General features: G+C 70.7%; 23 protein-coding genes and 1 pseudogene. 14 read left to right on the top strand and 10 right to left on the bottom strand.

The genetic code is table 11. The features are described from left to right. Nucleotides 1–149: 149 nt before the first annotated feature. On the top strand, nt 150–491 hold the full coding sequence (locus ACWBNA_RS05935) for a hypothetical protein (RefSeq protein ID WP_482703036.1): 342 nt from the start codon (nt 150–152) through the stop codon (nt 489–491). On the opposite strand, the gene ACWBNA_RS05930 is transcribed toward ACWBNA_RS05935, so the two are convergent. After that, a complete protein-coding gene (locus tag ACWBNA_RS05930) occupies nt 469–1161 on the bottom strand; it encodes a FadR/GntR family transcriptional regulator (RefSeq protein ID WP_482703034.1) in 693 nt (230 codons plus the stop codon). The two genes, ACWBNA_RS05935 and ACWBNA_RS05930, sit on opposite strands and share 23 nt — an antisense overlap. A gap of 70 nt (nt 1162–1231) precedes the next feature. Between ACWBNA_RS05930 and ACWBNA_RS05925 the strand changes: the two genes are divergently transcribed. The 4 genes from ACWBNA_RS05925 to ACWBNA_RS05910 all read left to right on the top strand — a co-directional run bounded on the left by ACWBNA_RS05925 (nt 1232) and on the right by ACWBNA_RS05910 (nt 3701). Continuing rightward, a complete protein-coding gene (locus ACWBNA_RS05925) occupies nt 1232–2551 on the top strand; it encodes a CynX/NimT family MFS transporter (RefSeq protein ID WP_482703033.1) in 1320 nt (439 codons plus the stop codon). A gap of 61 nt (nt 2552–2612) precedes the next feature. Then, nucleotides 2613–2729, top strand: coding sequence for an SGM_5486 family transporter-associated protein (locus tag ACWBNA_RS05920; RefSeq protein ID WP_086023195.1), 117 nt, complete (start codon nt 2613–2615; stop codon nt 2727–2729). Nucleotides 2730–2910: 181 nt separating this feature from the next. Continuing rightward, nucleotides 2911–3117 (top strand): hypothetical protein, encoded by a 207-nt coding sequence (locus ACWBNA_RS05915; protein WP_482703031.1) that lies wholly within the window; start codon nt 2911–2913, stop codon nt 3115–3117. A gap of 65 nt (nt 3118–3182) precedes the next feature. Further along, entirely contained in the window at nt 3183–3701 is a 519-nt protein-coding gene (locus tag ACWBNA_RS05910) for a SixA phosphatase family protein (protein WP_482703029.1), read from the top strand. 90 nt (nt 3702–3791) lie between these two features. Here the strand turns inward: ACWBNA_RS05910 and serB are convergent, their stop codons facing one another. Together serB and ACWBNA_RS05900 are read right to left on the bottom strand one after the other, a co-directional pair. Next, nucleotides 3792–5006: a phosphoserine phosphatase SerB gene (serB, locus tag ACWBNA_RS05905; protein WP_217235846.1), complete on the bottom strand. Its 1215-nt coding sequence runs from the start codon at nt 5004–5006 to the stop codon at nt 3792–3794. 153 nt (nt 5007–5159) lie between these two features. Beyond that, a complete protein-coding gene (locus ACWBNA_RS05900) occupies nt 5160–7742 on the bottom strand; it encodes a streptophobe family protein (RefSeq protein ID WP_482703026.1) in 2583 nt (860 codons plus the stop codon). A 241-nt stretch (nt 7743–7983) separates the two neighbouring features. Here ACWBNA_RS05900 and ACWBNA_RS05895 point away from each other — a divergent pair, with 241 nt between their 5' ends. Then, nucleotides 7984–10524 (top strand): ABC transporter ATP-binding protein/permease, encoded by a 2541-nt coding sequence (locus ACWBNA_RS05895; protein WP_482703024.1) that lies wholly within the window; start codon nt 7984–7986, stop codon nt 10522–10524. 76 nt (nt 10525–10600) lie between these two features. On the opposite strand, the gene ACWBNA_RS05890 is transcribed toward ACWBNA_RS05895, so the two are convergent. From ACWBNA_RS05890 to ACWBNA_RS05880, 3 genes are all read right to left on the bottom strand, one after another. Beyond that, nucleotides 10601–11365, bottom strand: a complete 765-nt coding sequence (locus tag ACWBNA_RS05890; protein WP_482703023.1) for a transglycosylase SLT domain-containing protein — start codon at nt 11363–11365, stop codon at nt 10601–10603. Nucleotides 11366–11660: 295 nt separating this feature from the next. Further along, complete coding sequence (locus ACWBNA_RS05885) at nt 11661–12746, bottom strand: S-adenosylmethionine:tRNA ribosyltransferase-isomerase (RefSeq protein ID WP_482703021.1); 1086 nt, start codon at nt 12744–12746, stop codon at nt 11661–11663. Continuing rightward, complete coding sequence (locus ACWBNA_RS05880) at nt 12743–13438, bottom strand: SDR family NAD(P)-dependent oxidoreductase (protein WP_482703020.1); 696 nt, start codon at nt 13436–13438, stop codon at nt 12743–12745. The genes ACWBNA_RS05885 and ACWBNA_RS05880 overlap by 4 nt, the downstream gene beginning before the upstream one ends. 186 nt (nt 13439–13624) lie before the next feature. On the opposite strand from ACWBNA_RS05880, the gene ACWBNA_RS05875 reads away from it, so the two are divergent. From ACWBNA_RS05875 to ACWBNA_RS05860, 4 genes and pseudogenes are all read left to right on the top strand, one after another. Continuing rightward, a complete protein-coding gene (locus tag ACWBNA_RS05875) occupies nt 13625–14770 on the top strand; it encodes a GAF domain-containing sensor histidine kinase (RefSeq protein WP_482703018.1) in 1146 nt (381 codons plus the stop codon). Then, nucleotides 14763–15404 (top strand): response regulator, encoded by a 642-nt coding sequence (locus ACWBNA_RS05870; RefSeq protein WP_482703017.1) that lies wholly within the window; start codon nt 14763–14765, stop codon nt 15402–15404. The genes ACWBNA_RS05875 and ACWBNA_RS05870 overlap by 8 nt, the downstream gene beginning before the upstream one ends. 156 nt (nt 15405–15560) lie before the next feature. After that, on the top strand, nt 15561–15806 hold the full coding sequence (chpE, locus tag ACWBNA_RS05865; RefSeq protein WP_482703015.1) for a chaplin ChpE: 246 nt from the start codon (nt 15561–15563) through the stop codon (nt 15804–15806). A gap of 322 nt (nt 15807–16128) precedes the next feature. Further along, a pseudogene (locus ACWBNA_RS05860) lies at nt 16129–16236 on the top strand (chaplin); the annotation flags it as partial. Between the two features lie 165 nt (nt 16237–16401). On the opposite strand, the gene ACWBNA_RS05855 reads toward ACWBNA_RS05860, so the two are convergent. Further along, nucleotides 16402–17190, bottom strand: a complete 789-nt coding sequence (locus ACWBNA_RS05855; RefSeq protein ID WP_482703013.1) for a hypothetical protein — start codon at nt 17188–17190, stop codon at nt 16402–16404. Nucleotides 17191–17340: 150 nt separating this feature from the next. Between ACWBNA_RS05855 and ACWBNA_RS05850 the strand changes: the two genes are divergently transcribed. The 3 genes from ACWBNA_RS05850 to ACWBNA_RS05840 all read left to right on the top strand — a co-directional run bounded on the left by ACWBNA_RS05850 (nt 17341) and on the right by ACWBNA_RS05840 (nt 19761). Further along, complete coding sequence (locus ACWBNA_RS05850; RefSeq protein WP_482703011.1) at nt 17341–18138, top strand: ABC transporter ATP-binding protein; 798 nt, start codon at nt 17341–17343, stop codon at nt 18136–18138. Nucleotides 18139–18222: 84 nt separating this feature from the next. Further along, nucleotides 18223–18654 (top strand): NfeD family protein, encoded by a 432-nt coding sequence (locus ACWBNA_RS05845; RefSeq protein WP_482703008.1) that lies wholly within the window; start codon nt 18223–18225, stop codon nt 18652–18654. Between the two features lie 141 nt (nt 18655–18795). Next, nucleotides 18796–19761: an SPFH domain-containing protein gene (locus ACWBNA_RS05840; protein WP_482703006.1), complete on the top strand. Its 966-nt coding sequence runs from the start codon at nt 18796–18798 to the stop codon at nt 19759–19761. A gap of 76 nt (nt 19762–19837) precedes the next feature. Here ACWBNA_RS05840 and ACWBNA_RS05835 read toward each other — a convergent pair whose 3' ends face one another. From ACWBNA_RS05835 to ACWBNA_RS05825, 3 genes are all read right to left on the bottom strand, one after another. Continuing rightward, nucleotides 19838–20344 carry an HNH endonuclease gene (locus tag ACWBNA_RS05835; protein ID WP_482703004.1) on the bottom strand — a complete coding sequence of 169 codons (507 nt, stop codon included), beginning with the start codon at nt 20342–20344 and terminating at the stop codon, nt 19838–19840. A gap of 144 nt (nt 20345–20488) precedes the next feature. After that, nucleotides 20489–21028 carry a YbhB/YbcL family Raf kinase inhibitor-like protein gene (locus ACWBNA_RS05830; RefSeq protein ID WP_482703002.1) on the bottom strand — a complete coding sequence of 180 codons (540 nt, stop codon included), beginning with the start codon at nt 21026–21028 and terminating at the stop codon, nt 20489–20491. A 42-nt stretch (nt 21029–21070) separates the two neighbouring features. Beyond that, nucleotides 21071–21853: a sporulation protein gene (locus ACWBNA_RS05825; RefSeq protein ID WP_383876283.1), complete on the bottom strand. Its 783-nt coding sequence runs from the start codon at nt 21851–21853 to the stop codon at nt 21071–21073. A 201-nt stretch (nt 21854–22054) separates the two neighbouring features. On the opposite strand from ACWBNA_RS05825, the gene ACWBNA_RS05820 reads away from it, so the two are divergent. Next, complete coding sequence (locus ACWBNA_RS05820) at nt 22055–22696, top strand: DNA-3-methyladenine glycosylase (RefSeq protein ID WP_482703000.1); 642 nt, start codon at nt 22055–22057, stop codon at nt 22694–22696. Nucleotides 22697–23046: the final 350 nt, after the last annotated feature.

Here is a 23046-nt window from a genome sequence, read left to right as displayed (position 1 = left end):
GGTGGGGCGCGGGTCTCTCCGCCCCCCGGCCCCCCCACCCCTCACTCGTTCGGCCTACCCGGCCGGGCGGGCAGGACCGGCAACTGGGCACTCTGGAGTACGCGTTCACCACACGCTCCCCTGCCCGGCACGGCCGAGGAGGTCCCCTTGTGCGCCTGTCCCGCAGCCTGGCCTCAGCGACCGTAGCCGTCTGTCTCGTGCTGTTCGTGTCGTACGACGCGATGTCGCACGCGCGCGTGGAGGCCGCCTCACCGGAGCCGTTCGGTGCCGCGTGCCGCAGCAGGGTGAGCGGCTCCCATGTGATCGCGTACTGCCACAACCCGTATCCGCAGCCCGATCGCGTCAGCCTGCACATCGAGTGCGAGCGCTGGTGGGACGTCGACACCGACGGCGCCTCGGTCGAGGCCGGGCCCGCGCAGACCGTGCGCCTGACCGGCCGCTGCTGGAAGGAGGTCCGCTCGGTGTGGGTCAGCCACCGGAAGGAGCGCTGAACCGGCCGGGGCGGCACAGGAACGGATAGCTCGCGGCCTCCCGGGCGGCGGCCGCCGCGTCGCCCGTGCGGATCGCGTCGACCAGCCGCGCGTGGTCCATGTGCGTCTCCGGCGTCAGCTCCTCGCCGACGTCCTCGCGCAGCCAGTCCCGCAGCACCTCGCCCAGGTCGGCGTACATCGCCGTCATCACGTCGTTGTGGGAGGCGGCCACCACCGCCAGGTGGAAGGTCGCGTCCGCCGTCACGAACGCCTCGGTGTCGCCCGACTCCCACGCCTCCTCGCGTCGCACGAGGAGCGCGTCCAGCTGCTTGAGGTCCTTCTCCGTGCGCCGCTCGGCGGCCAGCCTGGCGGCGGACGACTCCAGCGTGGAACGCAGCTCGGCGATGTGCCGGGGGTCGGCGTCGGCGAAACGGCGGTGCATCACGCCGGCCAGCTCACTCGTCGCCACGACGTACGTGCCGGAGCCCTGACGGATGTCCAGCAGACCGTTGTGCGCGAGCGCGCGGACGGCCTCGCGGACGGTGTTGCGGGCGACGCCGAGCTGCTCGACCAGCTCGGGCTCGGTGGGGATCCGGGCGCCGACCGGCCACTCGCCGGAGGCGATCTGGTTGCGTAGAGCGGCGATGACCTGCTCGGACAGTGCCGACCGGCGGGGATGGCTCAGGGGCATGGCACACCTTCGCACGGACGGGGCCGGAGCGAACGGCCCGGGGATGGACAACCAATCATCCCATGATTCTATGATGGGCCTCATGGCGAGTGAGGAAACCCGGACGACGAAGTCCGCGACCGTACACAGTTCGAGCAGTACCGACCCCCAGGAGGCCGCGGGCCCCACAGGAGCCCTCACGCGCGCGTGGGCGACGCGCCTGGTCGTCGTCGGCATCGTGCTGTCGGCCCTCAACCTCCGCCCCGCCATCACCAGCCTGGGAGCCCTCCTCGAAGAGGTCCGCGACGGTCTCGGCATGAGCGGCAGCGCGGCCGGACTGCTCACCTCCGTGCCCCCGCTCTGTTTCGCCGTCTTCGGCGTCATGGCCCCCAGGCTCGCCCGCCGCTTCGGACCGGGCGCGGTGGTGTGCGCGGGCATGGCGGCCATCGCCGCGGGCCTGCTCATACGGCCCTACGCGGGCGAGACGGTCGGTACGGCCGGATTCCTGACGGGCAGCGCCCTCGCCCTGATGGGCATCGCGGTCAGCAACGTCCTGATGCCGGTCATCGTCAAGCGCTGGTTCCCCGACCGGGTCGGTTCCATGACCGGCCTCTACTCGATGGCCCTCGCCCTCGGCACCTCGGCCGCAGCCGCGGTGACCGTGCCGATGACGCGGGCGCTCGGGGGGAGCTGGCAGTCCGGACTCGCCGTGTGGGCGATCCTGGCGGCGGCGGCCGTGCTCCCGTGGGTCCCGCTCGTACGGGACCGGGACCGGGACCGGGGCCCCGCGCCGGCCGAGTCGGGCCCCGCGCGCGGGCAGGCCCCGCTGCGGATCACCCGCAGCCGTACCGCCTGGGCGCTCGCCGTCTTCTTCGGGCTCCAGGCCACCGCCGCCTACATCACCATGGGCTGGATGGCACAGATCTTCCGGGACGCGGGCGTGTCCGCGGGCACGGCAGGGCTGCTGCTCGCCGTCACGATGGTGATGGGCGTGCCGCTGGCCTTCGTCATCCCGCGGATCGCCACCCGGCTGCCGCACCAGGGCCCGATCGTGATCGCCCTCGGCGTCTGCGGCCTCGCCGGATACGCCGGCCTGTACTTCGCGCCGGCCGACGGCGCCTGGGCCTGGGCCGTCCTGCTCGGTGTCTCCAACTGTGCCTTCCCGCTGGCTCTCACACTGGTCGGGATGCGGGCCAGGACCGGCGCGGGCGTCGCCCAGCTGTCGGCCTTCGCGCAGAGCACCGGCTATCTGATCTCGATCCCGGGACCGCTCCTGGTCGGCGTGCTGTACCAGCACAGCGGTGGCTGGGGCCTGCCGATCGCCCTCATGGCCGGCCTGATGATCCCGCAGATGCTGGTGGGCGTCCTGGCGGGGCGTGACCGCACGGTGGAGGACGAGGCGGCGCGCTGATCCGTGCGGGAGCGCGCACCCCCGAGGAGTCGTGGCGGGCGACGGGTGCGAGACTTGCCCTATGCCAGTGCTCGATCCGAACCCCCAGAACGGCCAGAAGAAGATGCTCCTCGTCTTCGGCTCGTTCTTCGCCATCTTCGTGATCATCGCCATCATCGCGACGATCGCCTCGCCGTGAGCCGTGCCCCGCGCGCTCGTCCGGCGGGCCGAGGGTGGGGCTAACCCCCCTGTCCCCTAGGGGGCGAGTGTCAGGGTCAACTGGGTGGATCACCGGATGGGACGAAGGCCGGAGAGTCCGTAGCTTCGAGATGTGACCGCGAGAGGCGGGCACGGACCACTCGAAGACGGCGGAGGCACCCATGCCGGCTCCTACGCACACCCGGACCCACCCGGCATCCCGGGGTGGCGTCGACATCCGGCTGCCCTGGTGGGCCCTCGCGCTGCCGACACTCGCCTTCCTCGTGCTCCTGGCGCTGATCCTGAACCCGACGGACGCCCACGCGGCGTCCGGCGACCCCGCCGTGAGTCACCTCGTCGAGCGCGTACAGCAGCTGATAGCCCGCTGAGCACGGCCGGAGACGCCGGTCAACTCCCTGCGCCACATGGCCTGTTTCGTGCGAAGCTGGATCCCATGAGCGTCGCAGAACCCCGCAGGATTGTCCTCTTCCGGCATGCGAAAGCCGACTGGCCACAGGTGACCGATCACGAGCGGCCGCTCGCTGAGCGGGGCCGCACGGACGCCGCAGTCGCCGGACGCAAGCTGGCCGACTCCGGCATCCCCTTCGACCTGGCCCTGTGCTCCACCGCGACCCGGACCCGCGAGACGTGGAAGCTCGCCGTCCACGAGCTTCCCCACCGACCCAAGACGGTCTACGAGGAGCGGGTCTACGAAGCCTCGCCCGGCGAGCTGATCGCCCTGCTGAACGAGACACCCGACGACGCGCAGAACGTCGTGCTCATCGGCCACAACCCCGGCATCCAGGGCCTCGCCGACATCCTGGCCGGCGCGGACGAGAGCGACGCCCGCGAGCGGATGAACAGCCGTGGCTTCCCGGCCGCCGCCTTCGCCGTACTGTCCTTCGAGGGCACCTGGAAGTCCCTGGAGCCCGGTGCGGCCACGTTGGCCGACTACTGGGCGCCCTCCGACTGACCTGCGTCTTCGCCCGGAAAGGCCCGGTACCGCGGTGGTACCGGGCCTTTCACCGCCGTCCGCGCGGACGCCCCCGCCGTCGCGGCGGGCTCAGTCCTTGTCGTGCGTGTCCGCCGCCTCGACCTCTTCGCGGGTGACACCGAGCAGGTACAGCACCGTGTCCAGGAACGGCACGTTCACCGCGGTGTGCGCGGCCTGGCGCACCACAGGCTTGGCGTTGAAGGCGACCCCGAGACCCGCCGCGTTGAGCATGTCCAGGTCATTGGCGCCGTCGCCGATCGCCACGGTCTGCGCCAGCGGTACGCCCGCCTCCGCGGCGAACCGGCGCAGCAGCCGCGCCTTGCCGGCCCGGTCCACGATCTCGCCGGTGACCTTGCCCGTCAGCTTCCCGTCGACGATCTCCAGCGTGTTTGCCTGGGCGAAGTCGAGCCCGAGCCGTTCCTTCAGATCGTCGGTGACCTGCGTGAATCCACCCGACACGACGCCCACTTGGTAACCGAGCCGCTTCAGCGTGCGGATCAGGGTGCGCGCGCCCGGCGTCAGCCGTACCTCGCTGCGCACCTTGTCCACCACCGAGGCGTCCAGTCCCTCGAGGAGCGCCACGCGCGCGTGCAGGGACTGCTCGAAGTCCAGCTCGCCGCGCATCGCGGCCGCCGTCACCTCGGCGACCTCGTCCTCGCAGCCGGCGTGCGCGGCGAAGAGCTCGATGACCTCGTCCTGGATGAGCGTCGAGTCCACGTCCATGACGACCAGACGCTGGGCGCGGCGGTGCAGTCCGGCCGCGACGACCGCGACATCGACGCCGAGCGCCGCCGCGTCCGTCATCAGGGCGGTCCGCAGCGGCCCGGTCTCCACGCCGGACACCGCGAACTCCACCGCCGTCACCGGATACTTGGCGAGCCGGAAGATACGGTCGATGTTGCCGCCGACCTTCGTGATCCTCGCGGCGACCGCCGCCGTCGCCTCCGCCGTCAGCGGATGTCCGAGCACGGTGACCAGGGAGCGCCCCAGGCCGCGCGGACGGTTGTCGCCGAGGCCGGAGATGATCTCGGCCTGCATCTTGATCGACTCGGCCCAGCTGTGGACGGTGGCCCGCAGATCTCCCTCCAGCCCGCTGGGCGGCGCGGTCACCAGCGCGCACAGCACCATGCGGCCACGGGTGACGACCTGCTCGATGTCGACCACGTCGACGGAGTAGGCGGCAAGGGTGTCGAAGAGTCCGGCCGTGATGCCCGGCCTGTCCTTCCCGAAGATCTTGACGAGAAGGGTGGGGACGTCAGAGGACGAGGTCTGCGAAGCGCTCATGGTGTTCCCACCGTATCCGGCACGCAGTGCCTTCCGCGCCCGAGGTCCGCCTGACGGACACGGAACACTGGGTGACGGGCGGGTGGCGCCGGCCTTGCGCGCCGGCCACGTCTTCGCTGCACACGGCTCCGCACGCCGCTCCACGGGGACGGATCACTGTCGCCCCTCAGGCCTTCCTGGCGGCGGAGGAGGAGGTGGGGGAGGTGACGGGGGCGGCCGCTCCCCGGATCGCGGCCCGGGCGGCTTCCGGGGCCACCGCGGGGGCGGCTCGATCGGCCGGGCGACCGTGGGGGCGCCGTACACGTCGTCGCGGGACGACGGCCCCTCGGCCCGATGCGGCTCGCCGCCGGGTGATCGCGGGCCCCCGGCCCGGCGCGGCTCGTCGCGGGGCGATGGTGGCCCCCCGGCCCGGCGCGGCTCGTCGCCGGACGGCCGTGGACCCCCGGCCTGATGCGGCTCGCCGCCGGGTGATCGCGGGCCCCCGGCCCGGCGCGGCTCGTCGCGGGGCGATGGTGGCCCCCCGGCCCGGCGCGGCTCGTCGGCGGACGGCCGTGGACCCCCGGCCTGATGCGGCTCGCCGCCGGGTGATCGCGGGCCCCCGGCCCGGCGCGGCTCGTCGCGGGGCGATGGTGGCCCCCCGGCCCGGCGCGGCTCGTCGGCGGACGGCCGTGGACCCCCGGCCTGATGCGGCTCGCCGCCGGGTGATCGCGGGCCCCCGGCCCGGCGCGGCTCGTCGCGGGGCGATGGTGGCCCCCCGGCCCGGCGCGGCTCGTCGGCGGACGGCCGTGGACCCCCGGCCTGATGCGGCTCGGGGCCGGGCGACGGCGGACCCCCGGCCGGACGCGGCTCGTCGGTCGGCCGGGCGTCCTCCGGTTCCCTCAACTCGTCCGGCACCCGCAGATACGGATTCGTCGCCGGGTTCGGCGGCCGGTAGGGCGAGCTGGGGGCGTACGGCCCGGACTCGTCGGAATGCGGCCCTTCCGGCTCACCGGCGTACGGGCCTTCCGGCTCGTACGGGCCAGACCCGGCAACCCCACCCGTCGGAGGATGCCCGGCGCCTCCGGCGCCCCCCGCCCCTGGCTCCCATCGCCCGTCACCCAGTGCCAACGGCGTCGCCCGTTGCCCCGCCGCCCCGGTCGCGTGGGCGAGCAGCGCGCCGGCGGCCCCAGCGCCCGCGCCCCACAAGGCGCCCAGCAGCAGGGCCATGCCGAGCTGCCCGCGCAGGTCGACTCCCGCCCCGAACGCGTCGAATCCGAGCACGGACAGCGAGGCGTCCACGGAAACCTGCGTCAACCAGGCCAGCAACGGCAAGGTCAGCGCCGTGGCGATCCCCAGCCGCAGCGCACACCGCCCGGCGAAACGGAGGGCACCGGGATCTCGTACATCGGCCGAACCCGCGGCCCCCGCCCATCCCGAACCCTCAGCCCGCACCGCGCCCGCGGACGAGGCCCATCCCGAACCTGCAGACGACGCTCCCCCCGAACCCTCAGCCCGCACCGCGCCCGCGGACGAGGCCCATTCCGAACCCGCAGGCGGCGCTCCACCCGGACCCGCAGAAACTGCACCCGCACCCCCCGCCGAACCCGCAGCCCTCGCCGCACCGGCACCGGCACCGGCACCCCCGACACCCACCCCCACCGGCGTCCGCACCGCTGTGAGCACCCCCGCCAGCAGCATCATCAGTGCCGCCGCGACCCCCAGCAGCCACACCCGCCCGTCCAGTTCCGCCAGGCGTCCCAGCGTGACCGACTCGTCGGAGCCGCTGCCCAGGAGGTCGTCCAGGGGGTCCGGCAGCAGGCGGGTCAGTTCGCCGGTCGCCCGGCCGTCCCACGGCACGAACAGGCCGATCGGGATGCCCAGCCACACCCCGTTCGGCGCCCCGAGCAGCGCCGCCCCCGCGATCCGCTTCGGATGGTCGTCGCCGATCGCCGCGTACCCCGCCGCCGCGAACCCGGCCGCCACCGCCACCAGCAGGACCGTGACCAGGGCGGACGCGGCCGGCCGTACGACTCGGTGCACGGCCTCCCAGCCGCGCGGAAGCGGGGTTCGGCGCGAGGCCAGCAGGGCGATCAGCAGGATGCCGGCCGACCAGCCGAGCCCGCCGAGCAGCGTCGGCGCGGTGTCGACGGTGAACCCGACCGCCGCCTTCGCGTCGACGAGGTCGCCGATCTGGTCGGGCAGCAGCCCACCGATGTCCCCGATGTCGCCCACCCCGGGAATCTCGATGCCACCGCCCCCGCCCGGCAGGTCGTCGAGCCCCAGTGCGCTCCCGTCGATCGTGATGACATCGTGTCCCGCCCAGGCCAGCCCGCCGAGCATGGCAACGAACAGGGCCACCACCGTGCCCGCGCGCGCGAGGAGTTCGGAGGGTGCGATCACAACTCCGGCCGCGCGCAGGGACCGTAGGAAGAACCAGGACAGCAGCAGCGCACCGACCAGGCTCACACCCAGTGGCGTGATCTCGACGGCGGTCGCCGCCTCCGCGCCCGTCAGGCCGAACGCGGACACATCGCCGGAGGGTGTGACAGAACCACCCGCCCCAAGAGCCACCACCGCCGCGGTCATCGGCCCGAGCGAGCCCGCCGTATCGGCTTCGAGCAGATGCAGGCCGAGCGCCGCCGTGCCGGCCATCCCGATCAACGCCCAGCTCACAGAAGCGATCGCGGACAGAAGGATGTCGCCCCAGGGCAGCCTCGTGCCGGGCTTCGTGGTCTCGACGCTCCTGGACGCACTCATGGCAGACCCCCCGATCCGCGGCACGGCCCGCTCGCCGCGCGTGTCCCCCTCGCGTGGATTACCACTCTCCGGTCCGGTTTCAACCCCGTCAACGGAAACAGCCGAAGCGGGCGTTATGCCTTCTACACAAGGCCCGACTTTCGGTCAGGGGGCCGAGCCTGAAATAGTTCCCGACGATGTTCGACATCCCTAGACTCCCTGTGATGGGGGTACATCGGGGGACTACTCAGTGGGGCATGGAGTGCCGGAACTCGTACTGGAATTGAATGGACGGACCTGGACGCTCGACCCGTCCAGGCCATACACCCTCGGACGTGATCCGCAGGGGGACGTCGTGCTCGACGACGCGAGAGTGTCGTGGCGGCACGCCACGATCAGCTGGAACGGCCGCAGTTGGGTCATCGACGACCACGGCAGCACCAACGGCACGTTCGTGGGGGGGCAGCGGATACACCAGTTGGAGATCGGTCCCGGTTCGGCCGTGCACCTGGGCAACGCGACCGACGGACCGCTGCTCAACCTGTCCGGTGCCGCGGCCGCCGTGGCTTCGCCGCAGGCGCAGCCCGAGCAGCAGCCGTACGCGGCTCAGGGCGCGGGCGCCGGCTGGGCGCAGCAGGCCCCGCCGCAGCAGGAGGCCCCGCAGTCCGGCTGGCAGCAGCCGCAGCAGGCCGCGCCGCACGTCCCGCCGCAGCAGGGCCCGGCGGACAACTACGCGCAGAAGGCACCCGGTGGTGGCGCGGGGGCGCCGCCGGTCTACGGCGACCGCAGCCCGACCACGTTCCACCAGTTCTCGCTCGGCCGCGTCATGCGCATCGGCCGCGCCCTGGAGAACGACCTGGTCGTCTCCGACCTCCAGGTCTCCCGCAACCACGCGGAGTTCCACGCGACGCCCGACGGCCGCTTCGAGATCCGCGACCTGGGCTCGCACAACGGCACGTACGTCAACGGTCAGCCGATCGCCAAGGGTGGCACCCAGCTGCTGGGCCCGAACGACATCGTCGGCGTCGGCCACTCCACGTTCCGCCTGGTCGGGGACCGTCTCGAGGAGTTCGTCGACACCGGTGAGGTCTCCTTCTCGGCCCGCCACCTGACCGTCACGGTCGACGGCGGCAAGCAGATCCTCAAGGACGTCTCCTTCGGCGTCCCGGAGAAGTCGCTGATCGCGGTCATCGGCCCCTCCGGCTCCGGCAAGTCGACGCTTCTGAAGGCGCTCACGGGCTACCGCCCGGCCAACCAGGGTGACGTCCTCTACGACAACCGGAACCTGTACAAGCAGTTCGCCGAGCTGCGCCAGCGCATCGGTCTGGTCCCGCAGGACGACATCCTGCACAAGGAACTGACCGTCAAGAAGGCCCTCAAGTACGCGGCCAAGCTGCGCTTCCCGGCCGACACCACGGCCGCCGAGCGCGACGCCCGGATCGGCGAGGTGCTGCGCGAGCTCAAGCTGGACATCCACAAGGAGAAGAAGGTCACCTCCCTCTCCGGTGGCCAGCGCAAGCGCGTCTCGGTGGCCCTGGAGCTGCTGACCAAGCCGTCGCTGATCTTCCTGGACGAGCCGACCTCCGGCCTGGACCCGGGCATGGACCGCGACGTCATGCAGCTGCTGCGCGGCCTCGCCGACGACGGCCGTACGGTCCTCGTCGTCACGCACTCCGTGGCCGAACTGGCGATCTGCGACAAACTGCTCGTGATGGCGCCCGGCGGCAGCGTCGCCTACTTCGGTCCGCCGGAGGAGGCGCTGAACTTCTTCGGCTACGACACCTGGGCCGACGTCTTCTCCGCCTTCGAGAACTACCGCGACTACGACTGGGCCGGACGCTGGAAAGGCTCGCAGCACTACCAGATGTACGCCGCGGACATCGACGCCGTAGCGCCGCAGTCCGTACAGATGCCGCCGATGCAGGCGATGAGGCCGCCGAAGCCGCAGGGCTGGATGTCCCAGTTCGTCACTCTGGTGCGTCGCTACACCTCGGTGATCGCCTCCGACAAGGGCTTCCTGGCGCTGATGGTGATCCTGCCGGCGGTCCTGGGCGCGGTGAGCCTGCTCATCGACTCGGGCAACAGCCTGCTGCCCAACCCGGCCAACCCGAAGACCGGACGGATCATCCCGAACGGCACGGCCACCACGGTCCTGCTGATCCTCGCGGTCGGCGCCTGCTTCGCCGGCGCCGCGAACTCCGTCCGTGAGCTGATCAAGGAACGGGTCATCTACGAGCGGGAGCGCGCCACCGGCCTGTCCCGCTCGGCGTACCTGATGTCCAAGGTGTTCGTGCTCGGCCTGATCACCGTGTTCCAGGGCCTGCTGGTCGGCGTCATCGGGTTCGCCAGCCGGGAGATCCCCGAGCAGGGTCTGGTCCTCGGCAGCTCCACCATGATCGAACTCTCCATCCCGATCATGGCGCTGGGCTTCGCCTCGATGATGTTCGGCCTGGTCATCTCCTCGCTGGTGAAGACGGCCGAGAAGACCATGCCGCTGCTGGTCATGTTCGCGATCATCCAGGTCGTGTTCACCGGCTGCCTGTTCACCCTGAACGGCGCGGTCGGCGTCAACGAGTTCTCGTACCTGATGCCGTCCCGCTGGGCGGTCGCCGCCGCGGGCGCCACGCTGGACTTCAACAAGATCAGCCCGCCCAAGGAGGGCGGTGACACCGACCCGCTGTGGGAGCACACCGTCGGCGCCTGGGGCATGGACATGGCCGCCCTGATCGTCCTCGGCGTGATCTGCGGCTTCTTCGTGGCCCGCTTCCTGCGCCGCCACGAGCCCGAGGTCATGCGCAAGTGATCACTGTCGTACGACGGTGAAGGGCGGCACCCCGGTGAGGGTGCCGCCCTTCGGCGTAGAAGAGGTCCGCGCGACCTCAGTACGCGCTGTCGACGTTGTCCATGGAGCCGTACTTGTCGGCCGCGTAGTTGCAGGCGGCGGTGATGTTGGCGACCGGGTCGTAGATGTTCCAGGACGTGCCCGGGACGTGGTAGGCCTGGAAGGTCGGCGGGATGACCTGGAGCAGGCCCTTCGACGGGATGCCGTTGATGGCGTTGATGTCCCAGTTGTTGATCGCGTTCGGGTTGCCGGAGGACTCCCGGATGATGTTCCGGTGCAGGCCGCTGTACGAGCCCGGGATGCCCTTGGACTTCATGATGTCCAGGGATTCCCTGATCCAGCCGTCGAGGTTGTTGGCGTACTTCTTGGCGGCGACGGTCTTGAACTTGACGCGCTGGGTGGACCGGCTCGCGGCCTCCTTCGCCTTGCGCGCCTGCTCGGCCTTCTTCTTGGCGGCGGCTGCGGCGGCGGCCTTCTTCTTCGCGGCCGCGTCCGCCTTGACCTTGGCTGCCGCGTCGGCCTTGGCCTTGGCTGCCGCGTCGGCCTTCTTCTTCGCCGCGGCGGCCTGGCTCTGCAGGCTGTCACCGGCGAGCTGCTCGGTGACATTCGACTTGAGGCCCTTGAGCTGCTCGGACTTGTAGGCCACCGGAACCGAGACGGCCGCCGCCTCGGAGGTGGTCGTGTGCCCGCTCGGAACCGCGGTGAAGGCCACGGCCGCGGCACCGAGGGTGGCGACACCGGCGATGGCGATCCGGTGCGTCCGGGTCAGGGCACGACTTCGAGTCTTGATGTTCTTGAGCATGCGTGGGACCTCTTCGAGTAGCGCGGAGGTCGCTCGACGTCCGGTGAGGACGGGGTGCTTCCGGCACAAACGCCGCGGGCTGAACCCACGGCGCTGAGCGACGGTTGCCATTCTTAGCGGCCGCAAAATGCCCAGGCAAAGGTGTGACGTACGAAGCCGGGTAGTGGATCAGGGAAGGGCAAAACGGGACAGACCAGAACGTCTGCCCCGTTCACGACGGAGGGGTTTGTCTCCTATTTCTGTTAGTACGTGATCTGCGCCCTATGTGCGGGCTCACATCGGGGAGGGGGCAGTCTCACCAAGAGTTGCTGGCGCAACGCTCTGCGTGAGGCTCCTCCCCGGACAGGATGAGGTGCACGTCCCCGAACTCGTGCCACAGGTAGAGCCCGCGCAGCGCCTCCTCGTAACTGCGGTCGACCGCAGCCCGCCCGGCGACCGCCTCCAGCATCAGCACATGCGAGGCCTCCGGCTCGTGCAGCCCGGTCAGCAGCCCGTCCACCACCCGCACCCCGCGCTCCGGGGTCACCACGAGATCGGTCCACCCTTCACGCGCGCGTACGACCCCGTCCGGCCCCGCCGCCGACTCCACGGCCCGCACGGCGGTGGTCCCCACCGCCACGACCCTGCCGTCGCCCGCCTTCACGGCGTTGATCAGCCGCGCCGACGCCTCGGGCACCGCGAACCGCTCCGGATACGGCGGCTCGTGCGCCTCCGCCGACGCCACCCCGGTGTGCAAGGTGACCGGCGCGAACTGCACCCCCCGGCTCACCAGCTCCGCCACCAGCCGCGCGGTGAAGGGCCGCGCCGCACTCGGCATCTCCGCACTGCCCGACCCGTCGGGCGACGGCAGCGCGAACACCGTCTGGTAGACGGACAACGGCTGGTCCCGCTCCGTATAGGAGTAACGGATGGGCCGCCCGTGCTCCCGCAGCACGCCGAGGATGTCCGCCCCCGACGCTCGCGCCCACCACAACCGCCCACCGTGTGTACTCAGCGGCTCTTCCACGACCAGCCGCCCACCCCCGGGCAGCCGCACCCGCGTCCCCGCCGGCCCGCCCGCACGCGCACGCGTGGTTCCCTTCTCGTCGGGATCCCGCAGCTCCACGGCCCACCGTCGGTCGTCCCCGAGGGTCGAGAAGTGCACCACCACACGCGCGTGCCCGATCCGCCCGTCGACGGCCGCCGCCAGCGTGGGCGAGGTGTTCACGACGAGCAGGTCCCCGGCCCGCAGCAACCGGGGGAGTTCCCCGAACGCGTGGTGCGACACCTCGGTCCCGCGTGACACGAGCAGTCGTACGGCGTCCCGGTCGAGCCCGGGCCCCCGTTGCTCCGCCGGCACACGTGCCGACAGCTCCTTCGGAACATGCACCGCCAGCGTCATCGCTCCTCCAGCAGAGCGGGAGCCGTGTAGCGCCCGCTCGCGGGCCGCTCCTCCAGCAGCCGCAGGAACGCCGGGACCACTCCTGCCGGCTCCGGCCGCGGATCCCTGTCCTGCGGTACGGCGGACGCGTACAGGTCCGTCGCCATGTCGCCGGGGTCGACCGCCCAGACCCGCAGCTCCGGCTCCTCCTCTCCCAGCACCGCCGCCAGGTGGTCCAGGGCGGCCTTGGACGCCCCGTAGCCTCCCCAGGTCTCGTACGCCTCGGCGGCAGCGTCCGAGCTGACCGCGATGACCGTGCCCGCCTCGGACGCCCGCAACAGCGGCAGCGCCTCCTGGACGAGCCCCAGCGGGGCCACCACATTGACCTCCAGTGCCCGCCGCAGCCCTTCTATGGGCAGGTTCTCCAGCCGTACCAGCGGCTCGGCGCCCAGCGCACTCGCGTTGTTCACCAGCAGTTCGACCCCGCCGAGCTTCCACGCCGCCGCCACCAGCTCGCTCCGGTGCCCGGCGTCCGTGACGTCCCCCGGGAGGGCCGTCACCCTCGTCCCGTGCCCGGAGACGGCCTGCGCCGCCTCCGTGAGGGCCTGGGCGCCTCTGGCGTCGAGCACCAGATCCCAGCCCCGCGCGGCCAGGGCGTCGGCCAGCGCCCGCCCCAGTCCCTTCGAGGCCCCCGTGATGATCGCTACCGGCATGACACACGTCCCCTCGTCCTCGACGCCTCCTGATGGGCGTGCCCCCAACGTAGGAACCGGGCCGTGGCCGCCGCCTCGGACGCGGGCCGCAATGCGGTGAGGCCCTTCGCCCTAGGTCTCGCGGCCTAGGAGGCGGCCGCCACAGGTCGGATACGGACTGTCACACCCCGCCGGTACCGTGAGGGCATGAGTCAAGGCCCCCGGTTCGGCCTCGCCGCGGTCAGCACCGCGCTGCTGGCCATGAGCAGGCATCTCGAGGTGCGCGACGTCCTCAAGACGATCGTCGCCTCGGCCCGTGAGCTGCTCGACGCGCAGTACGCCGCCCTGGGCGTGCCCGACGACCACGGCGGCTTCGCCCAGTTCGTGGTCGACGGCGTGAGCGAGGAGCAGTGGCGGGCCATCGGCCCCCTCCCGCGCCAGCACGGCATCCTCGCCGCGATGCTGCACGAGGCCAGGCCCGAGCGCCTCGCCGACGTGCGCAAGGACCCCCGCTTCGAGGGCTGGCCGTCCGCCCACCCCGACATGTCCGACTTCCTGGGCCTGCCGATCCGTGACGGCGACGAGGTCATCGGCGCCCTGTTCCTGGCCAACAAGAACTGTCCGAAGCCGGAAGGCAGCTGCGGCTTCACCGAGGACGACGAGCAGCTCCTGTCGATCCTCGCCCAGCACGCCGCGATCGCCCTCACCAACGCCCGCCTCTACGAACGCAGCCGCGAGCTCACGATCGCCGAGGAGCGCTCCCGGCTCGCCCACGAACTGCACGACGCGGTCAGTCAGAAGCTGTTCTCCCTGCGTCTGACCGCCCAGGCCGCCGCCGCCCTGGTCGACCGGGACCCGTCCCGCGCCAAGGGCGAGCTGCACCAGGTCGCCGTCCTCGCCGCCGAGGCCGCCGACGAACTGCGCGCGGCAGTGGTCGAGCTGCGCCCCGCGGCACTCGACGAGGACGGTCTCGTCGCGACCCTCCGCACCCACATCCACGTCCTGGACCGCGCCCACACCGCGCGCGTGACCTTCGTCGGCCGCGGGGTTCGCGCCCTGCCCGCCGCTCAGGAGGAGGCGGTGCTGCGCGTCGCCCAGGAGGCCCTGCACAACGCCCTGCGGCACTCGGGCGCCGAGCACGTCGACGTGACCCTGGACCGGCGCGGTGGCGGAGCCGTCCTGCGGGTGACCGACGACGGCAGCGGCTTCGACCCCCAGCGGATACGCCGCGCGGGACGCCACCTGGGCCTGGTCTCCATGCGGGATCGGGCGAGCGGGGTCGGCGGCGCACTGTCCGTGGAATCGGCGCCCGGCAAGGGCACCACGATCGAGCTGGAGGTCCCCGGTGGCTGACGCAATCAAGGTGCTGCTCGTCGATGACCACCAAGTGGTCCGCCGGGGCCTGCGCACGTTCCTCGAAGTACAGGACGACATCGAGGTCGTGGGCGAAGCGGCCGACGGCTCCGAAGGCGTCGCCCTCGCCGAGGAACTGAAACCCCACGTCGTCCTCATGGACGTCAAGATGCCGGGCATGGACGGCGTCGACGCGCTGCGCAAGCTCCGCGAACTGAACAACCCCGCGCGCGTGCTGATCGTCACCAGCTTCACCGAACAGCGCACGGTCGTCCCGGCCCTGCGCGCGGGGGCCGCGGGATACGTCTACAAGGACGTCGACCCCGACGCCCTGGCCGGCGCCATCCGCTCCGTCCACGCCGGACACATCCTGCTCCAGCCCGAGGTCGCGGGCGCCCTGCTGTCCCAGGAGGAGAGCAACTCCGGCCAGGGCCGGGGCGGTTCGCTCACCGAGCGGGAGCGCGAGGTGCTCGCGCTGATAGCGGACGGCCGCTCCAACCGCGAGATCGCCCGCGCGCTGGTCCTCTCCGAGAAGACCGTCAAGACGCACGTTTCGAACATCCTGATGAAGCTCGACCTGTCGGACCGCACCCAGGCCGCCCTGTGGGCCGTACGCCATGGCCTGACCGGCTGACATGCTCTCCGCACGGCAATACGGAGCGTTCCGTTCCGGAATGAGATTCATACCGTCGTGGGAATGTCCCCCGGATGGCGCATCCTTTGCGGACCTCCGCCGTTCTCCAGTGCGTGCTGCGGCGACTGCCGCGGCAATCGCTAGGAGGGGTCAGAAGTGAAGAACCTGAAGAAGGCAGCGGCCGTGACGATGGTGGCCGGCGGGCTGATCGTCGCCGGTGCCGGAATGGCTTCCGCCACCGACGGCGCGCACGCCGACGGCAAGGCCGTGGGCTCGCCGGGCGTCGTCTCGGGCAACCTCGTCCAGGCCCCGGTGCACGTCCCGGTGAACGCGGTCGGCAACAGCGTGAACGTCATCGGTGTGCTGAACCCCGCCTTCGGCAACCTGGGCATCAACCACTGACGCCAGTCGTCGAACAGGTCATGACTTCGGCCTCTCGGGGTGGTTCCCCGGGAGGCCGGTCTGTTTGTCGCCCGGATGATCCGAACGGGCCGTTGGCCTCGAATCTCCGTGCCGTTCCCGATCTCTCCCGCGTTGACCAGCGCACGACCCGCGGCCGGGTCGGACACGCAATCGCAGGAGGAACGCTTCTTATGAACATCGCCATGAAGGCCGCTATGGCCCTCACCGTCGCCGGTAGCGCCGCCGGCGCCTCCGCCGGGCGCCGGCGGTCGGCGACGCGGGTGCCAACGGCACGGCCGTCAAGTCGCCGGGCGTCGGCTCGGGCATGGTCCAGGTCCCCGTCCACGTCCCGGTGAACGTCTGCGGCAACACCGTCAACGTCATCGCGCTGCTGAACCCCACGTTCGGCAACGAGTGCGAGAACGACTGACATCACACGGCCGACGAAAAGGCCCCGCGAGTCAACGACGACTCGCGGGGCCTTTTCGTACCGGCCGGAGCCGGAGCCGGAGCGGCAGCCGCAGCGGGAGTCCCACGTCAGAGCCGGAACCCCGAGCACCCCCGCCGGTCACCTGCGCACACGCACCCGCCGCGCTCAGCGAACGCCCCGCTCCCGCTCCTCCACATACGCGTTGTACGCGGCCACCTGCGCCCGCCGGGCCGTCCGTTCCACCGGTCGCAGCGCCTCGGACCGCGCCGCCATCTCGCCGGAGCTCACCGCACCCCCGTGGCCGTTCTCGGACGCCAGCGACACCAGCAACGCCACCCGCTGCGCCAGCTCCAGCACCCGCACCGCCCGCGGCGGATACCCCGGCGCCAGCACCTCCCGCCACCGTTCGGCCCGCGCCCGATACGCGTCGATCGCGGCCTCGGCCACCGGCCCCGACCCGGCGACGTCCAGTCGCGTCAGCACCTCGGTCGCATCCCGCAGCGCCTCCGCCAGCTCCCGCTCGGCCTCCCCGAGCGACGGCACATCGGCCGGCGGCGCCTCCCGCACGGCCAGGCAGTGCCACACGACCTCGACATGGACATCGCCGTGGGGCCCGGCCTCGGAAATCTCGGGCACCAACCCGAGCGCGGCGCCGTGACAGATCACAGCCTCCCCGGCCTCCAACGCCTGCGCGTTGAACTCCGGCGGCCCGCTCAGCCCCAGCGGGTGCCCGGGCGCGGGCAGCGCGACCCGCAGCCCCGTGACGCCGAGCGACCGCAGCCGCCCCAGCGCGAGTGTGAGACCGACGGGCGCCGGCTCACCGGGGAGTCCCTCCACCCGGTGCACCGCGTCCTCGCCGACGATCGCGAGTACGGCGTCGTCCGGCGAGACAAGTCCGGCCAACAGGGCATTTCCCCAAGCGGCAAGCTGTCCAGAGCGTGGTTCCGAAAGCATGCCTCCACCCTAAGGACCGGACCGATGGAATGGAGCGGCCGACCGGTGGCGTAGATTTCCTTGAGGGCTGCGCCCACCGGCGCGGCGGACGAGCCACTGGCGAACGCGACAGCCGAGACCGGCCACACTGCAAGGGGAGACAACGCGCTCATGAGCGATGTTCTGGAGCTTCAGGACGTATCCGTGGTCCGGGAGGGCCGGGCTCTGGTGGACCAGGTCTCCTGGTCGGTGAAGGAGGGCGAGCGCTGGGTCATCCTCGGACCGAACGGCGCCGGCAAGACCACCCTCCTGAACGTCGCGTCCAGCTACCTCTACCCCAGCCAGGGCACCGCCACCATCCTCGGCGAGACCCTCGGCAGGCCCGGCACCGACGTCTTCGAACTGCGCCCGCGCATCGGAATGGCCGGCATCGCCATGGCCGACAAGCTGCCCAAGCGCCAGACCGTCCTGCAGACCGTGCTCACCGCTGCCTACGGCATGACCGCAGGCTGGCAGGAGGAGTACGAGGAGATCGACGAACAGCGGGCCCGCGCCTTCCTCGACCGCCTCGGCATGAGCGAGTACCTGGACCGCAAGTTCGGCACCCTCTCCGAGGGCGAGCGCAAGCGCACCCTGATCGCCCGCGCCCTGATGACCGACCCCGAGCTGCTGCTCCTCGACGAGCCCGCCGCCGGCCTCGACCTCGGCGGCCGCGAGGACCTCGTACGCCGTCTCGGCCGCCTCGCGCGCGACCCGATCGCCCCCTCGATGCTCATGGTCACCCACCACGTCGAGGAGATCGCCCCCGGCTTCACCCACGTCCTGATGATCCGTCAGGGCAAGGTCCTCGCCGCCGGCCCCCTGGAGCTCGAACTCAGTTCCCGCAACCTCTCCCTCTGCTTCGGCCTGCCGCTCGTCGTCGAACAGGTCGGCGAGCGCTGGACCGCACAGGGTCTCCCGATGGCCTGATTTCGCGAACTCCCTGGGTAAGAAGCCTCTTCCGCAGCTCCGGCGCTCTGTCGGAGGCAGTACTCCCGGACCTACCATGACCATGTGAACGACATCGACGCATGGGTGTGGTGGCTCGTCGGCGCGGTAGCGCTCGGAATCCCGCTCGTGGTGACCGCGATGCCGGAGTTCGGCATGCTCGCGGTGGGCGCAGCCGCCGCGGCGGTCACGGCCGCGGTCGGCGGGGGCGTCACCGTCCAAGTACTCGTCTTCGCCGCCGTATCGGTCGCCCTGATCGCCGTCGTACGGCCCATCGCCGCCCGGCACGGCTCGCAGCGACCCCAACTCGCCACCGGTGTGGACGCGTTGAAAGGCAGACAGGCCGTCGTGCTGGAGCGCGTCGACGGCACCGGCGGCCGGATCAAGCTTGCCGGAGAAGTCTGGTCCGCCCGATCCCTTGCCACCGGCCAGGCCTTCGAAGTGGGCGAGGAAGTGGACGTCGTGGAGATCGAGGGTGCAACAGCGATCGTCATGTGACCTCGCAGAACACAGGCATGACGTAACTGAACCGAACACCCCACGAGGTACCCGACGGTCTGACAGACTCGACCAGCAAGATCTTCAACAGACATAAGATCTTCCGAAAGCACCGAGGCGGAGAAGGGTACGGGTAGCACGATGGAACCGGTCATCATCGTCCTGATCATCCTGGTGGTGTTGGTCTTCATCGCCCTGATCAAGACGATCCAGGTCATCCCGCAGGCGAGCGCAGCCATCGTGGAGCGCTTCGGGCGCTACACGCGGACACTCAACGCGGGCCTCAACATCGTCGTTCCGTTCATCGACACCATCCGCAACCGCATCGACCTGCGCGAACAGGTCGTACCGTTCCCGCCCCAGCCGGTGATCACCCAGGACAACCTGGTCGTGAACATCGACACCGTCATCTACTACCAGGTGACCGACGCCCGGGCCGCGACCTACGAAGTCGCCAGCTACATCCAGGCGATCGAGCAACTCACCGTCACCACCCTCCGCAACATCATCGGCGGCATGGACCTGGAGCGGACCCTCACCTCCCGTGAGGAGATCAACGCGGCCCTGCGCGGCGTCCTCGACGAGGCAACCGGCAAGTGGGGCATCCGCGTCAACCGCGTCGAACTCAAGGCGATCGAGCCGCCGACCTCCATCCAGGACTCGATGGAGAAGCAGATGCGCGCCGACCGTGACAAGCGCGCCGCGATCCTCACCGCGGAAGGTACGCGCCAGGCCGCCATCCTCACCGCCGAGGGTGAGAAGCAGTCCCAGATCCTGCGCGCCGAGGGTGAGGCCAAGGCCGCCGCCCTGCGCGCCGAGGGCGAGGCCCAGGCCGTCCGTACGGTCTTCGAGGCCATCCACGCCGGTGACCCGGACCAGAAGCTCCTCTCCTACCAGTACCTCCAGATGCTCCCGAAGATCGCCGAAGGCGACGCCAACAAGCTCTGGATCGTCCCCAGCGAAATCGGCGACGCCCTCAAGGGTTTGTCCGGCGCCATGGGCAACTTCGGCAACTTCGGCGGCGGTTCGGGCGGCGGAGGCAACTCCGGCAACGGCAACGGCGGTGGCTCGGGCACGGAACGCCGCGAGAAGCCGTCGATCGACTGACAGCCGTCGTACGAGACCGGGGCCCGCCTCCCGACGGAGGTGGGCCCCAGATCCATGTAAGGGCGCGGCGCCTCGACTAGGCCGCCGGCTGAGCCAGCCATCTCGGCAGTGCCCCGAAGTCCTCGTGGCCCAGCGACAGCAGCATCGCGTCCGCCGGGGTCGGCTCGAACGGCAGCCGCAACAGCGGCATGCCAGCCTCCTCCGGAGTCCGGTTCGCCTTGCGGTGGTTGTCCTGCGCGCACGAGGCCACCGTGTTCAGCCAGGTGTCCTGACCACCCTGCGACCGCGGCACCACGTGGTCCACGGTCGTCGCCCGCCTGCCGCAGTACGCGCACCGGTGCCGGTCACGTACCAGGACACCCCGCCTCGACCACGGGGCTTGTCTTCGGAAGGGCACCCGTACGTACCTGCACAGCCTGATCACCCGGGGCGCCGGTATGTCGACCGCGGCTCCGCGCATGCGCAGTTCGGGGTGGGACTGCTCGACGACGGCCTTGTCCTGAAGCACCAGAACGACGGCTCGGTTCAACGTCACCGTCGACAGCGGCTCGAAGCTCGCGTTCAGTACCAGCGTGTCCCGCATGTCAGCCCACCTCCCGTGCGCACCGGCCCACCCCTGTGGCGGGCTGGATCAACTCTGGCCGGGCACGCCGAGATGGACAACGCAATAAAAAATGCCCGCCCCTGATCACTTCCAAGACCAGAGGCGGGCAAACGTTCCTGAACGTCAGTCTTCGGCGGGCACCTCGTACTCACCGATCAACTGCGCCCGCGCCAGCGTGTGGAAGCGCAGGTTGAAGCCCACGACGGCCGGGCTGGCGTCCGAGTCCGGACCCAGCTTGTCCTGGTCCACCGCGTACACCGTGAAGACGTACCGGTGCGGCCCGTCCCCGGGTGGCGGCGCGGCACCACCGAACTCCTTCGTTCCGTAGTCGTTCCGCGCGTGTACGGCACCCTCCGGCAGTCCTTCGAACTTGCCGCCGCCCGCACCCACCGGCAACTCGGTCACCGAGGCCGGGATGTCGAACAGGACCCAGTGCCAGAACCCGCTGCCCGTCGGAGCATCGGGGTCGTAGCAGGTCACGGCGAAACTCCTGGTCTCGGCCGGGAAGCCCTCCCACCGCAGCTGCGGCGAGGTGTTGCCGGCCGCCTGGACCTGAGCGTCCTTGAGCGTCGCACCCTCCGCGACGTCCTCGCTCGTCACCGTGAACGACGGGACGGGCGGGTGGAAGTCATGGGGGAGCGGCCGCCGCTTGAGCTCGGTCACCTCGATACCTCCTGATCGGTTCTGGAGTCAGTGCTTCCGAGCCTAGAACCAGTTGCGCTTGCTGCCGACCTCGGACAGCCACTGGTTGAGGTACGCCACCCAGTCCGTGCCCTGGTAGTCGTGCAGACCCACCTGGAACGAGCGGAAGGTGTCGCTGCTCTCGCTGAACAGACCCGGCTTCTTGTCCATCTCCAGAACGACGTCCATCGCGCTCTGGTCGGCGACGAAGCTCAACTCCACCTGGTTCAGTCCCCGGTACTGCTGCGGCGGCAGGAACTCGATCTCCTGGTAGAACGGCAGCTTCTGCCGTGTACCCCGGATGAGACCGCGCTCCATGTCCGCGTTCTTGAACCGGAAGCCCAGCTGGATGAAGGCGTCCAGAATCGCCTTCTGCGCCGGCAGCGGGTGCACGTTGACCGGGTCGAGGTCACCCGAGTCCACCGCGCGCGCGATCTCCAGCTCCGTGGTCACCCCGATGTGCATCGCGGGCAGCGCGCGACCGTCGATCATCGTGATCGGCGTCTCCCACGGGATCTCCAGCCCGAACGGCACCACGTGCACGGCGTTCGCCTTCAGCTCGAAGGCACCGCCGAGCCGCTGCTTCGTGAACTCGATGTCCTGCTTGTACTCCTGGTCGCCGCTCTCGACCTCGACCTTGGCCTGCAGCCCGACCGAGAGAGCCTCGATCTGCTGATCGACGGACCCGCCCTGGATCCGCACCTCGCCCTGGACGACACCGCCCGGAACGACGTTGACCTCGGTCAGCACCGTCTCCACGGAAGCCCCGCCGGCACCCAGGCTCGCGAGCAGCTTCTTGAACGCCATGTTTCTCCCTCTTCAGGCGGCCCCTCGGGCACCGCCTGTTCCGTCGGTTCCGTCGTCCTGCTTCCGGCGCTCCACGCGCGCGGGTCCTTGATCCATACAAACGCGATCCGGCCACGCCCGGTTCCGGACTCTCACCCTGGCAAGGCGCAGGCCCCCTGACCACCCCGACGCACCCACCTGTCTGCACTACCCTCGGACGGCATGATCGCGACCCCCGACCGTACGCCCCTGCCCAGAGAGTTCTTCGACCGACCCGTACTGGACGTCGCCCCCGACCTCCTCGGCCGCATCCTCGTACGCACCACCCCGGACGGTCCGATCGCCCTGCGTCTCACGGAGGTCGAGGCCTACGACGGCCAGAACGACCCCGGCTCCCACGCCTATCGCGGCCGCACGGCCCGCAACGGCGTGATGTTCGGCCCGCCCGGCCATGTGTACGTCTACTTCACCTACGGCATGTGGTTCTGCATGAACCTGGTGTGCGGTCCGGAGGGGGAGTCGAGCGCCGTCCTCCTCCGCGCCGGCGAGATCGTCGAGGGCGCGGAGCTGGCCCGCAAACGTCGACTCTCGGCCCGTAACGACAAGGAACTGGCCAAAGGCCCGGCCCGCCTGGCCACGGCCCTGGATGTGGACCGCGCACTGGACGGCACGGACGCGTGCGCGGCAGGAGACACACCCCTGCGGGTCCTGGCCGGGACGCCAGCGCCCCGCGACCAGGTGAGCAACGGTCCACGCACCGGAGTGGCCGGCGACGGGGGCGTCCACCCCTGGCGCTTCTGGATCGCCAACGACCCGACGGTGAGCCCCTATCGGGCCCACGTGCCCAGGCGCCGCCGAAGTTGACTCGCCCTCCGAAGGTGCGTAACGTGGCCCGAGCCGCTGAACCGGGTACGGCGATCGCCTGCAGCCGGAGCGGCCACACCACTACCTACGACTCTCCCCTCAACAGGGGCCGATTCGGCATGCACGCATGCTCGAATTCGGATCTCGCGGACTCGATTATGAGTTGGCGGGAGGGATCGGTTAACGTAGTGAATGTCGAAAGACCGACAGGCGAAAGCCAAGGCATTACGACAATCCCTTCCGACAGGGAATCGGGTCCGAAAGGATCTGGTAGAGTCGGAAACGCAAGACCGAAGGGAAGCCCGGAGGAAAGCCCGAGAGGGTGAGTACAAAGGAAGCGTCCGTTCCTT

It is taken from the genome of Streptomyces sp. Q2, from assembly GCF_056820935.1.
The sequence above is the reverse complement of the archived record's forward strand: the minus strand, read 5'-3'. Positions and strand labels throughout refer to the sequence as shown.